Below are 13,251 nucleotides of genomic sequence, written 5' to 3'. Positions count from 1 at the left end.
GCGGAAACAAAAACGGGCGCTTAGCGCCCGTTTTTATTCGAGTGTTAACTCAGGTGACCGGCTCTTCGTCGGCCTGGGCTGCCAGCAGATCGAGCAAGCGGTTAACGGCAAATCCCGCCGCGCCCAGCGCCCACATCCGGTTCGATTCCGTCAGAAACTGCAGCGGCGTCATCTGTGGCGTCAGTTTCAGCCGGTAGGCCTGAAAACTCTGGGTGATGTGATCGAGCAGAATGCGTGACGCCATGTGCGGCTCCATCGCCAGATAGACCACATCCGGATCGTAGGCCACCGACAGGTTCGCCAGCGAAATGCCCAGTTCACGTCCCGCCTCTTCCAGCGCCGCCAGCACCTCTGGCGTGGGCCGCTGATCCAGCGCCTGCAGCGTCACGCCCTCCGCATCCTGCTCCGCCACCCGCTGCAGAATGGCGCGCGAGGAGGCGACATCTTCCAGCAGGCGCAGCGAACCGTCGCCCACCAGCCCGTTACCAATCTCGCCCGCCTTGCCGTGACGACCGCGATAGAGCTGACGATTAAGGATGATCCCCGCGCCAATCCCTTTGCCGTAGGTGGCGATCACCGCCGACTGCGCATTGCCGAGCTGACCAAACACCAGCGCGGCCATGGCCATGGCGTTGGCGTCGTTTTCGATAAAGACCGGCAGCGAGAAGCGCTCTTCAAGCAGGCGCGCAATCGGAACGTTATCCCAGCCCAGCACCTTGGAGCGGATGCAGTAGCCGTTTTCAGCATCGACCAGCCCCGACAGCGCCAGGCCAATGGCCCCCACCCGCTTCTCCTCCACGCCGCGCAGAAATTTCGCCAGCGCATCGCCAAGCTGGCGCGGCGTCAGCGTGCCTTTTGGCATCTGCTGTTCACCCAGCAGATTGCCGCTGAGATCGGTCATGACGATCAGGTTGCGTTCCGCATTGAGCTGAATCCCAATCACGCTGGCGCGGTCGGGGTTGAGCCCCAGCAGGGTTTTTGGCCGTCCCATCGACACGCGACGCAGCCCCAGCTCCTGCACAATCTCCTGCGTCAGCAGGCGGTTGGTTGCCTGTGAGACGGTCGACATGCTCAGTCCGCTGCGAACTTTCAGATCTGACTGGCTGATTGGCGCATTTTCGACAATCAACCGCAGAATGCGCGCGGTTACATTGGGAGCGGTCATAGATTCCTCGGGTTATCGGGCTGAGGCAGCTCAGCCCGCTTGAGATCGGTAATCGGCAGGCGTCAGCTGCTGCGCCAGGGTCAGCGCCCCGCTCAGGGCATCGCCCTGCGGCACCACCAGCCGGGCCTGAATATCTTCATCCAGCCAGCGCTGAATCGGTGCGGCCACGCCGCCCATCAGCGCCACCGGGCCGCTGCTCAGGGCGATCAGGCGTCGCACCATCATGCCGATATCGGCGGCGGTCTGTTGCAGCAGCTCCTGAGCGTGGCTGTCACCCGCGTCGGCGGCTGCAAAAATCTGTGGCACCACGCGGGCCCAGTCAGCAGGCACCGCCGTGCGCGTCCAGAGCAGCATGGTTTCCGGGCTGTCGCCGAACTGCGCCATCAGCTGGCGGGTCAGGGAGCCGTGCGGAATGATCGACTCATGCGCCAGCAGCGCCAGACGCAGCGCGCGACGGCCCAGCTCCGCCCCCGATCCCTGATCGGAGAGGGCAAAGCCCCAGCCGCCAAGCAGCGTAAAGCGTTCGCCATCCCAGGCGGCGCCCTGACTGCCGGTGCCGATGATAAAGACCGCCCCAGGCTCGCCACCGTGCGCGCCCGCGCAGGCGATCTCCACATCGCTGACCACCTGCAACGCCGCGCAGGCGGGCTGCCAGCTGGCGAGGCGCGCCTGCACTGAGGCGACGTTAGCGCCCGCCAGCCCCGCCACCAGCGCGGTCTGCGCCAGCGCCTCTGCGGTGAGTCCCGCCTGGATAAATACCTGTTCAGTCAGCTGCCCGACGCAGGTCAGGGCCGCATCATAATCTGACCAGACGTTAGCAGGCCCCCCGATGCTTTCTGCCAGCAGGCGGCCCTGCCGATCGGTTAAGCGCGCGCGACACTGCGTTCCGCCGCCATCGATGCCAAGAAGATAGTGTGGTTGCACGCGCTTCCTTCCCTGATTAAGGGTTATAGCCATAATGAGCGAACGATAGGATAAAAAAACTTAAATCGCAATAACAAATAAATATGGTAAAAACATCCTGACTATTTTTCCTTAATTTACATAAATATAACAAAAAACCACCCCGCAAAACGTGCAGCGCGATGTTGACATTACTTTTTCTGCCGTAATAAGTTGATGGTCAGATTATCAGCAGTCGCGCCCGACCGCTGGCGGGCTTTGCATCATCCGATCTCAGGAGCAGGGGTTTACCATGAAAGTAGGCATTATCGGTCTCGGCTTTCGTCTGTCCCACGTCATGAAAGAGTTCAGCAAGGCTGACGACAGCTTTTCCGTCGTGGGCTATTACGATCCGGCCCCCGCCGGATTGCCGAATCTGCACAGCTTTGGTATTGCGCCCGGCCAGGCTTTTGCGTCTGTGGACGCCCTGCTGGCTCACGGCGGAATGGATGTGGTGCTGGTGGGTTCACCCAACTTTCTGCATCTGGAGCATGTGGGTCAGGCGCTGGCGGCAGGCTATACCGTCTTTACCGAAAAGCCGGTGGTAATTAATGAAGAGCAGACCATGGCGATGGCAAAGCTGGTGCGTCAGTATGGCGAGGCGCGCATTCTGGTCGGGCTGGTGCTGCGCTATTCACCGCTTTATCACGATCTGCTGGCTGCGCGCGATGCGGGCCAGCTGGGCGAAATCACCTCGATTGAGGCAACCGAACACATCAAGCCTTATCACGGTGCCTTCTTCCAGCGCGACTGGCGACGGCTGGAGAAGTATGCCGGTCCCTATATTCTGGAGAAGTGCTGCCACGACATCGATCTCTATCAGGGCCTGCTGCAGCGGCGTCCGACTCACGTCGCCAGCTTTGGTGGCCGGAAATCCTTTACCCCGGCTCATGCCCCGCAGGGGGCGATCACCCCTGAGTCGGAGCTCTATCACGTCAAACCCAGCGGCTGGTCCAGCACAGATGCGGTCTTCGACAGCGATGCTGACATTGTCGACTACCAGACCGCGCTGATTGAGTATGAGGGGGGAGCCACCCTCGCCTTCCACGCCAACCTGAACGTGCCGGATGAGTTCCGCCGTTTCTGCGTCATGGGCACTGACGGCATGGCGGAAGGCGACTTTGTGCGTAACTACTTCCGGGTGCACAACGCCCGCAGCGGTGAGAAAGAGGTCGATACCGCCTATAGCGGCAACGCTTATGATGGCCATTACGGCGCGGATGCGCTGATGGCTGAAGAGATCGTCAAACATATTAAACAGGGAACACCGCTGAAAGTCTCAGTGGTGGACGCGCTGGAAGCGGGCCTCACCGCCATCAAAATCGATGAGGCACGCAAAACCCGCAGCGTAGTGGACATGCGTGAAAGCTGGCTGACATTTGACGCCAACCTGGGAAAATCCGGGGCCTGACGGCCCCAGCCTCAGGGGCGGCCTCCCCCGCCGTCCCCGGCTTGTTACTGGCTCTCTGACTGGTACTCTGCTGAACTGGCCTTCGGGCCAGTTACTTCTCAGGCGACAGGCAGTAGTCACCTTCAGGCCTGTCGCCTTATGTCTGCAACAGACGCAAGAAAATGCCTTTAAACGACCTCTTCCGGTATGAGAATAATCGACAGGGTGTTGCTCACGCAGGCTGCAGAGCAACGATTGAACCCATGTTGACGCGCGGTAGTCGCTGCTGCCTGCTGGTCAGGCGTTTTGCGTGGCCTATTTCCGATCTTCTTTAGATGAAATCATCCAGGCTAACCCGTAAAGAACCACTCCAGCGAGAAAAACGAGCAAGGGGGCGAGTACGCGCATAATCCCTTCATTCGCAAAGATGGCAATGAACATGCCCGGCACTACGGCGCTGATCACAACCGCCCCTGATAGCTCAGAAATGACTTTTCTGATGACTCTGAAGATTCTCGATTGCACTCAGAAATTGCTGCTTTTTCAGAGGGGTTTTATCAAGAGTAAAAAGATTAACTACCCTCATCAACCGATATGGCGGGCGACTTTGCGGAAGACGCAGGCTCCCTGAAGCCTGCGCGGGATGTGCCTGCAGCGACCTTCCTGAAACGGGAAGCGGCTGCCGGATGTGAAGCGAAGGGAGCATATGTCTGTAGCAAAGCATAGCGGGCCACGGATGGCCCGCGCTGAGCCTGCCAGGGAGGGCGTTTTTGCGTCTTTGCGGAGGACATATGTTCCCTGAAGCCTGCGCTCAATTTATCAGCGATAACCTTCCTGACATCACAAGCGCATACAGCTGCCCTGGGTCAGACCGCATCCCCCTCATTCTCCAGCTTCTGCCGCCGCCGCAGATGCGGAAACAACTTCATCCACAGGGCCACCACCACCAGCGTACCGATCCCGCCAATCGCCGCCGCCGGGGCTGCGCCCATCCATGCTGCCAGCATCCCCGACTCAAACTCACCCAGCTGATTCGACGTATTGATGAAAATGGCGTTCACTGCATTCACCCGCCCGCGCATCGCATCCGGCGTATCCAGCTGCACCAGCGCACCGCGAATCACCATACTGACCATATCGAAACCGCCCAGCGCACACAGCGCAAGCAGCGACAGCCACAGCTGCGTCGAGAGCGCGAACACCAGCGTGGCAACACCAAAGCCCGCCACCGAACCAAACATAATCATCCCGACATGCTTATCCAGCTTATGCCGGCTCAGCCAGATGCCGACCAGCAGCGCCCCCACAGAGGGCGCGCCCCGCAGCATCCCCAATCCCCACGGCCCGGTATGCAGAATATCTTTGGCAAAAATGGGCAGCAGCGCGGTCGCGCCACCCAGCAGGACGGCAAAGAGATCGAGCGAAATCACGCCCAGCACATCTTTGCGTTCGCGGATAAAGTGAATCCCGGCAAACAGATTCTTCATGTTCATCGGCAGGCGCGGCTGCAACGGGCGCTCATAGCGCAGCAGACTCACCAGCGTCAGCGAAATCAGATAAAACAGCGCAGACACGCCATACACCACATGCGGTCCCGCGACATAAAGCAGCCCGCCCAGCGTCGGTCCGACGATAACCGCCGCCTCGCCGCCCACCGAGTTCATCGCCATCGCCCGCGCCAGAATCGCGGGCGGCACCAGCGACGGCAGCATTGAGGACATCGAAGGCCACTCCAGCGCTTTCGCCACCGCAATCATAAATACCAGACCCCAGAGCGTAACCCGATCGGCGGTAGAGAATAAGGTAAGCACCACTAATGCCAGCAGCGCAGCAAATTCCACCAGCTGACCGAACAGCACGATACGCCGCCGGTCATACTGATCCGCCAGATGCCCTGCAGGCAGCGCCAGCAACACCGACGGCAGAAACTGCATTAAGCCGATCATCCCTAACGCCATCGCGCTGTCGGTCAGCGCATAGATCTGCCAGCTGATGGCCACCGAAAACATCTGAAAACCAAATGATGAACAGGTTCGTGCCAGCCAGAAGGCGACGAATGCCCGATGTCGCCACAGCGGCTCTTCCGCTGCCGATGCCATAAATCCCATGTCTTATCCCAAATTTGATGAGCCGTCCCGCGTCGTTGCGCGGTGTTATTTGTGCGGTCGATGAGGAACGTCAGATAACAGAGCGGATGAAGTATAATCGCGATGGTTTCCCCTCTGCTGCTCCCGGCGATAAATCGCCTTCCTGTCCATGCCGGGCCTGAAAAATCTCTCCTGATTATTACCAGCCTATTGGTCCCGACTATTGAATATATTCCACGTCATCATCAGACGCCAAAGGAATTATTGCTTCTGTGCCGAAGCGTTTATTTACGCTCCGCGACAATAAAAGGATGATTTGGATTAAGCAGATGATCTATATTTATTCACGCGTTTGGAAAATGCGACCGTTTATATGATTGATTATCAATAAATCCTTTTTTATTGCACGCCAAAGAGATAATGAAAAACAGTTTATATAACCCTTATGTTACTGAACCTATCCATCACGTTACGCGTAATGTCACGGGCATTTGCTATAGCGTGCCATATCTTCAGCAAAATCAGGACAGCCGCAATATACTTAATACAAACAACATTATTTCATTACACAACCAAATCGCTACTGAAGCAGCATTAATGATTGTCCCGGTAGAAGACTTTCGGCTGCAGGGAATGATTGCGGTTCCGGATGCTTATTCTCATTTACAGAATGGGCGAATCAGAATTGGTATTAATTATACCAGTTTAGCCGCACACCATGCCTCACTGCTTGAATTAACAGAGAAATTTGATTTCTGGCTTTATGATTTTGCTCCGCCCGGCGCAGACTGGCGACTGCTGGAATCCTTTCCTTTTTCCGGGATTGTTTTAACCGAAGCGTTCTTTAATGACAATTATGAAAAGTTTACCTTTCCTTTTTTCATGGCGACATTCCGTGAGAAAGGGGCCGAGGTGATCGTGCGAAGTCATACGCCGCCTTTAAGCGCTGAACAGTTTGCTGAGATAAATATTAGCGGCTGGCAACAGCAACGCTCGGACGGCGACCTGATTAGCTGCTGAACCACAAATCCTGCCCTCCGGCGTTAAGGGCACACGGCGGTGCGCTTAACGTCCATTAATCCCCCATAAAATGTCGCATTACTTCATTTGTTAAGCGCTTTGAGCTAAAAAAATCAAACCTTGATCTAATTTTGCTATAACATTTAACACAAAGGGAGCGTCTGTCTTAGCGGAAGAGATTCTCAAGAACACCCTTAATCATTTGTACTTGATAACTGGAAACAGCCTATCTGGTTGTTTTCGTATGTTTTATGGCAACAAAACGAGGTCGATATCATGGGGAAAAACTCCTCATCGTTTAGCGTAATTCGTTTCCTGACGATACTGTTCGCAGTACTGACGGGCGCGTTTATGCTGATTGGCGGTGGCTGGTTAGCCGCTATTGGTGGTTCCTGGTATTACGTTTTCGGCGGTGTGGTTATGCTCATCACCGCTTATCTGCTTTCCCGCCGTAAAAGCACCGCGCTGGTTCTCTATGCGCTGCTGCTGATCGGCACCCTGATCTGGGGCGTGTGGGAAGTCGGGACGGACTTCTGGGCGCTGGCGCCACGCACCGATGTGCTGGTGATTTTTGGTGTCTGGCTGATCCTGCCGTTTGTCTATCGCAGCGTTAACGCCGGTAGCAAAGCAGCACTGGGTACCATGGCTGTGGCGCTGATTGCCAGTGCGGCCGTGCTGGCCTACGCGGTATTCAACGATCCGCAGGTCATTAACGGTTCTGTGCCGGAAACCGCTGACAATGCGCAGCAGGCTGCACCGCTGAGCAACATCCCGGATGCTGACTGGCCCGCTTATGCGCGCGATCAGCAGGGAACCCGTTTCTCGCCGCTGAAGCAGATTAACCACGAGAACGTGAAAGAGTTGCAGGTTGCCTGGCAGTTCCAGACCGGCGACATGAAAACCCCTAACGATCCGGGCGAAATCACCGACGAAGTGACCCCGATTAAAATCCGCGACACCCTTTACCTCTGTTCGCCACACCAGATCCTGTTTGCGCTGGATGCGGCTACAGGTAAACAGAAGTGGAAGTTTGATCCGGCCATGAAGGTGAATCCGACCTTCCAGCACGTGACCTGCCGCGGCGTCTCCTACCACGAAGTGCCGGCAGCCGCTGATGCAGCAAACAGCCAGCCTGCGCTCTGCTCACGTCGTATCTATTTACCGGTTAACGATGGTCGTCTGTTTGCACTGGACGCCGAAACCGGCGAACGCTGCCCGACATTTGGCGTTAACGGCGAGCTGGATCTGCAGCACAAACAGCCTGTCACCACGCCGGGTCAGTATGAGCCGACCTCACCGCCGATCATTACCAACACCACCATCATCATGGCGGGTGCAGTCACCGATAACTACTCAACCCGCGAGCCTTCCGGCGTGATTCGTGGCTTTGATGTGAATACCGGTAAACTGCTGTGGGTCTTTGATCCGGGTGCTAAAGATCCGAATGCCATCCCGGCTGATGAACACACCTTTACCCTGAATTCACCGAACTCATGGGCACCGGCGGTTTACGATCCGAAACTGGATACCGTTTATCTGCCAATGGGCGTGAGCACACCGGACATCTGGGGCGGTAACCGCACACCAGAGCAGGAGCGTTACGCGAGCAGCGTGCTGGCGCTGAACGCCACCACCGGTAAGCTGGTCTGGTCTTATCAGACGGTGCATCACGACCTGTGGGATATGGATCTGCCGTCGCAGCCGACCCTGGCTGACATCACCGATAAAGATGGCAATACCGTCCCGGTGATCTACGCGCCGGCTAAAACCGGTAATATCTTCGTCCTGGATCGCCGTACCGGCAAGCCAGTGGTTCCGGCGCCAGAAACGCCAGTGCCACAGGGTGCTGCGAAAGGTGACCACGTTGCCGCTACGCAGCCCTACTCTGAGCTGACCTTCCGTCCGAAACAGAACCTCACGGACAAGGATATGTGGGGCGCGACGATGTTTGACCAGCTGGTGTGCCGCGTTATCTTCAAGCGTCTGCGCTATGAAGGTCCGTTCACGCCGCCATCTGAGCAGGGTACGCTGGTGTTCCCGGGCAACCTGGGTATGTTCGAATGGGGCGGTATCGCGGTCGATCCACATCGTCAGATTGCGATTGCTAACCCGATGGCGCTGCCGTTTGTCTCGAAACTGGTTCCGCGCGGTCCGGGTAACCCGATTGAGCCGCCGAAAGGTGCAGAGGGTGGTTCAGGGACTGAAACCGGTATTCAGCCGCAGTATGGCGTGCCGTTTGGCGTCGAACTGAATCCGTTCCTCTCTCCGTTTGGTCTGCCATGCAAACAGCCAGCCTGGGGTTACATCTCCGCGGTGGATCTGAAGACCAACGACGTCGTGTGGAAACAGCGTATCGGTACCGTTCGTGACAGCTCACCGGTTCCGCTGCCGTTCAAAATGGGTATGCCGATGCTGGGTGGTCCAATCACCACCGCAGGTAAGGTATTCTTCATTGGTGCGACCGCCGATAACTACCTGCGCGCGTTCAGCACCGACACCGGCGAGCTGCTGTGGCAGGCACGTCTGCCAGCAGGCGGCCAGGCGACCCCGATGACCTATGAAGTGAATGGCAAGCAGTACGTTGTCATCGCAGCAGGCGGTCACGGTTCGTTTGGTACCAAGCTGGGCGACTATGTGATTGCCTACGCGCTGCCAGACCAGAAGTAATTCCTGCTTCGGTCAGTAACAAAAGGCGGACTCCGGTCCGCCTTTTTTGATCGCGTTACTTTTTCATTTCGCGCCAGTTGAGCCATGCGCAGAAGAGCATCACCGCGCAGGTCGCCAGAAATACCGGCCGCATCCCGAACGTCCCGCCGACCACTCCACCGAACAGCGGACCGCTGACCTGACCCACATATTGTGCCGAAGTGGAATAACCGAGCATCCGTCCGACCTGTGAGCCCGGTACGTTATGACGGATAATCGCCGTGATGCATGGCATCAGGCCGCCCAGCGCCATCCCCATCAGAAAGCGCAGCAGCACCAGCTGCCAGGCCGCCGTGATAAACGCCTGCGGGATCAGCAGCACGCCGCTCAGCAGTAATCCCCCTGTCAGAACCCGCCAGTGTCCGACGCGATCGGCCAGGCGACCGAGCCGCGGTGCTGCCAGCACCGTGCCCAGCGCGGCGGCGGACATCACGATTCCGGCCATCAGGGTGATCTGATGTTCACCCTGAACAAACTCGCCGACGTAGAGCGTAATAATCGGTTCAATCGACATGCTGGCAAAAATCAGCAACATGCCGGAAAGCCACATCAGCCGCACCAGGCGGTGATTGACCGGCGGCTCTGCCGGCATCGGTGAAGGACGATCGCGGGCGGTGACGCTGGCTCGCGGCTGCTCTCTGAGTAAAAAGGTGGTGGCGAGGAAGGCGAGAAAAATCACCGCGCCGGTCAGCCAGAAGGTGTGCCGGATGCCAATCAGCGGCGGCAGCAGGCCACCCAGCAGCGGCCCGACCACGTTGCCGGCCATAATGCCGGAGGAGAGGACGCCCAGCGCCCAGCCTGTCTGCGCTTTGGGCGTCTGCGCCGCCACCAGAATGGTCGACCCCGACGCGTAGCCACCCAGCAGCCCCGCCAGCAGACGCAGCGCCACCAGCTGCCACGGCGCCGTCGCCATGCCAATCAGCGACATCGCAATCGCCATGCCGAGGCTGGCCCGAATCAGCATCAGCTTGCGACCGTAACGATCAGCCAGCCGGCCCCACAGCGGTGCCGTCAGCGCGGCACTGAAAAAGGTCGCCCCATAGGCCAGGCCGGACCAGCGCGCAATGGCGGCGGGCTGCTCAACGCCAAGCTGCTGAACATAGAGCGGCAGAAAAGGCAGCAGCAGCGTCATCGCCACGATAGTGGTAAAAGATCCGACGACGCAGACCGCTAAATTACGTTTCCAGTGGTGAAACACTGCCGTTTCGGGTGAGTGTTGCATAGCCATATCCCTTGAGTGATCAGGGATACAGGCTAACCAGGACGGCGGGTTAACAACAGTAACGCCGCGATAGTTACTCTGTGGCGATGATTGTTGTCAGCAGGCAACAATCAGCCTGTGCTCAGCGCCGCAACCAGCGCATCGCTCAGCAGCGTGACGGGCGACGCCGTTTCCGGGGTGTCGTGCAGTAGCAGATAGCTTTGCAGACGGTCCATCTGCCACTCCGGCAACAGTTGCTGAATATCACCCCGCCCGACCGCCTCCTGCGCCATGTAGGCGGGCAGATAGGCGATACCGCTGCCGGCCAGGGCCGCATTCAGCAGCGCCATGCTGTTATTGGCGCGAAAGCGACTGCGTACATCCAGCGCCAGTCGCTGCTTATCGCGGCGGAACGGCAGCGCAGCGGTGTGGGCCGGGCCATGAAACAGCAGAAGGTCGTGACGCGGCAGCATCCCGGGGTGAGTGATAGCCGGTCGCTGTGCCAGATAAGCAGGCGCGGCATAGAGTCCCCAGTCGATATCACTCAGCAGCCGGAAGTTGCCCTGACGCGGTGCCCGGGATCGGATCACAATCGCCAGATCATCCTGATCGTCCAGCCGATCCTGGCTGCGATCGGTGAGATCGAGATCGACGTTGATATGCAGATGGCGGCGCAGAAAGCGATTAACGACAGGCACTACGCACTGACAGCCGAACGTGACGGGCGCCTGCAGCCTGACATGACCGGCGGCCTGCTGATGCAGCTGCTGTACGAACGCCTCGGCGCGCTGCGCTTCCGCCAGCATCCGGACACAATAGGGGTAGTACGCCTGCCCCAGCTCGGTCAGCGCCAGCCGCCGGGTGGTGCGCTGCAGCAGCCGGATACCGAGCCTGAGTTCCAGCCGGGCGATCTCCCGGCTGACATGCGACTTGGACCAGCCCAGTGCGCGGGCGGCCTCGCTGAAACTCTGTAACTCCACCACCCGTGCGAATACCAGCATGGCGGTTAAATTCGCGCCATTTTCCATGTTTCCCGACTCCGACAGTAAGGGGATGCAGGCAACAAACTAGCACGTTCAGGCGGGGGGACTGTGGCGAGGAGGCAAAAAAAACAGGGCGATAGCAGGCGAAGCGAGGGTAATGCACGGAGTGACCTTTCCGTCTGCCTGCCGTGACGGAAAGGCCTTGTCAGGCATCAGCTGGCCATCGCCAGCGGGAACAGCAGTCGATCCGGCTCGACGCGACGCTGGCGGCGCAACTGGCCCGGCGTCACCATAAAGTAATTTTTGAAGGTCCGGGTGTAGGCCTGCTGGGTATCAAAGCCGTAGTTCATCGCCACCTGCAGAATCGCTTCGTTGCTGCTCAGCAGCGTGAGCGCCGACTCCGTCAGGCGACGCTGACGGATATATTCTGCCAGGGAAAAGCCGGTATGCTGGCGAAACAGGCGTTGCAGATGCCAGCGCGAATAGCCTGAGCGGCGCGCCACCTCATCCAGATGCAGATCGTGTCCTAAGTTGTTCTCTATCCAGTCCAGCAGACTCCGAATAAACTCGCGCTGATTCATGGTTCCTCCTGTTCAAGCTGATGTGCAGTGGAACCACTCTACCCGCTAAAATTTATCCCTTAATTAGCAGAAAATTAGCGCAGAATTAGCAAGGGGTGAAACGGAGGTGAGAGGGTGTGGCCAGCGGGGGCTGGCTTGCAAGGGACAGCAGACCCGGCGCAGAAAATGACGGTGAAGAGAAGCGCTATTTTCTCAGGCAGTCACTAATGAGGGGCCAGTAGTCTTATCCGGCTTCAATGCGTCTGAGGTATCGCTGATACTCCTTAGCCAGAAAATCCACTTTTCGAGGTAACTCCTCCCGATAAAATTCGGATGGCATGTCGTCGCCAGGCTCCTATTGCAGTTCTGCCGCCAGTTGCTCAACAATCCGATATAAGGGGATTTTGTGCTGTGCCTGAAAACGTCTGAATGCTCTCTGCCAGATAAACGAGACAAAGTAGTCAACGTAATGCCTTCCCTGTCGGAAAGGAAGGATTTGTAATTTCTCCAGCAAAAAGTTGAAAGCAGGCAGAGCCAGCACGCGTATTCGGTCAGCTTCAGTCAGCCTGTTTTTTCCGCCGGGAACGGTGGCATTTGAAAGGCGAGAACGGATACAGGCAATCGGATTCAGAACCCGAACATATTCATGGCACATATCTGCACCATGTCGATCCGGCATAACCAGAAAGGGTTCTGTATTTAACATCAGTTTATCACCGTCAAAATCTCCAGCATCAAAGCCTGTGGGCCGATCGATAATATCCACAATATTTGCCTCATTTAGTTGCTCATTGAGGAACTGACCCTGGACATCCTCCTTGACCCTGCCTGTATCTTTATCAATAAGGGTGAGGAGTGCGATCGATGGCGGATTAAAAATGTCCTGAACCTGTGCTGAAACGTTGAAAATTTTTGCAATTACATCAACGCCTTCCTTTCGGGTCACATAGTCGACATCAATTGAGGTTATGGACGTGATGTCAGGCTGCTCAGGATAGAGATGCAGATACGTCAGATACCAGTACATAACAGCCTGACCACCAACGGTAATAACCGGGGATGGGAGCTGTTCCGCATTATCGATCAGATATCGATTGAGTTTAAGAAGTTGCTCTTCGGGAGGAATAGCCTGTGATGTCATAAAAAAACCCACCGGTATGATGGGCTTATTTTATCGCATGGCTGCGTTTAGCAGGG

General features: G+C 57.3%; 10 protein-coding genes. 3 read left to right on the top strand and 7 right to left on the bottom strand.

The window, feature by feature from the left end:
- Positions 1-49: 49 nt before the first annotated feature.
- Positions 50-1,165, bottom strand: coding sequence for an ROK family transcriptional regulator (locus AC1V0D_RS11295; protein WP_009092538.1), 1,116 nt, complete (start codon positions 1,163-1,165; stop codon positions 50-52).
- Between the two features lie 30 nt (positions 1,166-1,195).
- Positions 1,196-2,089, bottom strand: coding sequence for a glucosamine kinase nucleotide-binding domain-containing protein (locus AC1V0D_RS11290; protein WP_482907429.1), 894 nt, complete (start codon positions 2,087-2,089; stop codon positions 1,196-1,198).
- A 271-nt stretch (positions 2,090-2,360) separates the two neighbouring features.
- Between AC1V0D_RS11290 and AC1V0D_RS11285 the strand changes: the two genes are divergently transcribed.
- The gene (locus AC1V0D_RS11285) at positions 2,361-3,518 is read left to right on the top strand and encodes a Gfo/Idh/MocA family protein (protein ID WP_140028734.1); all 1,158 of its coding nucleotides are present in this window, start codon (positions 2,361-2,363) and stop codon (positions 3,516-3,518) included.
- Positions 3,519-4,363: 845 nt separating this feature from the next.
- Here AC1V0D_RS11285 and AC1V0D_RS11280 read toward each other — a convergent pair.
- Positions 4,364-5,605, bottom strand: coding sequence for an MFS transporter (locus tag AC1V0D_RS11280; RefSeq protein WP_033736437.1), 1,242 nt, complete (start codon positions 5,603-5,605; stop codon positions 4,364-4,366).
- A 399-nt stretch (positions 5,606-6,004) separates the two neighbouring features.
- On the opposite strand from AC1V0D_RS11280, the gene AC1V0D_RS11275 reads away from it, so the two are divergent.
- On the top strand, positions 6,005-6,604 hold the full coding sequence (locus AC1V0D_RS11275; protein ID WP_111208662.1) for a hypothetical protein: 600 nt from the start codon (positions 6,005-6,007) through the stop codon (positions 6,602-6,604).
- Positions 6,605-6,880: 276 nt separating this feature from the next.
- Positions 6,881-9,271 carry a glucose/quinate/shikimate family membrane-bound PQQ-dependent dehydrogenase gene (locus AC1V0D_RS11270; RefSeq protein ID WP_009092543.1) on the top strand — a complete coding sequence of 797 codons (2,391 nt, stop codon included), beginning with the start codon at positions 6,881-6,883 and terminating at the stop codon, positions 9,269-9,271.
- A gap of 55 nt (positions 9,272-9,326) precedes the next feature.
- On the opposite strand, the gene AC1V0D_RS11265 is transcribed toward AC1V0D_RS11270, so the two are convergent.
- From AC1V0D_RS11265 to AC1V0D_RS11250, 4 genes are all read right to left on the bottom strand, one after another.
- The gene (locus AC1V0D_RS11265) at positions 9,327-10,532 is read right to left on the bottom strand and encodes an MFS transporter (protein ID WP_058957015.1); all 1,206 of its coding nucleotides are present in this window, start codon (positions 10,530-10,532) and stop codon (positions 9,327-9,329) included.
- Positions 10,533-10,642: 110 nt separating this feature from the next.
- Complete coding sequence (locus AC1V0D_RS11260; protein ID WP_046101042.1) at positions 10,643-11,539, bottom strand: LysR family transcriptional regulator; 897 nt, start codon at positions 11,537-11,539, stop codon at positions 10,643-10,645.
- A 167-nt stretch (positions 11,540-11,706) separates the two neighbouring features.
- Entirely contained in the window at positions 11,707-12,075 is a 369-nt protein-coding gene (locus tag AC1V0D_RS11255) for a helix-turn-helix domain-containing protein (RefSeq protein WP_009092546.1), read from the bottom strand.
- Between the two features lie 334 nt (positions 12,076-12,409).
- The gene (locus AC1V0D_RS11250) at positions 12,410-13,195 is read right to left on the bottom strand and encodes a hypothetical protein (protein WP_482907428.1); all 786 of its coding nucleotides are present in this window, start codon (positions 13,193-13,195) and stop codon (positions 12,410-12,412) included.
- Positions 13,196-13,251 lie beyond the last annotated feature (56 nt).

Source organism: Pantoea sp. PA1 (assembly GCF_056856975.1).
This window is presented reverse-complemented; position numbering and strand designations above follow the sequence as displayed.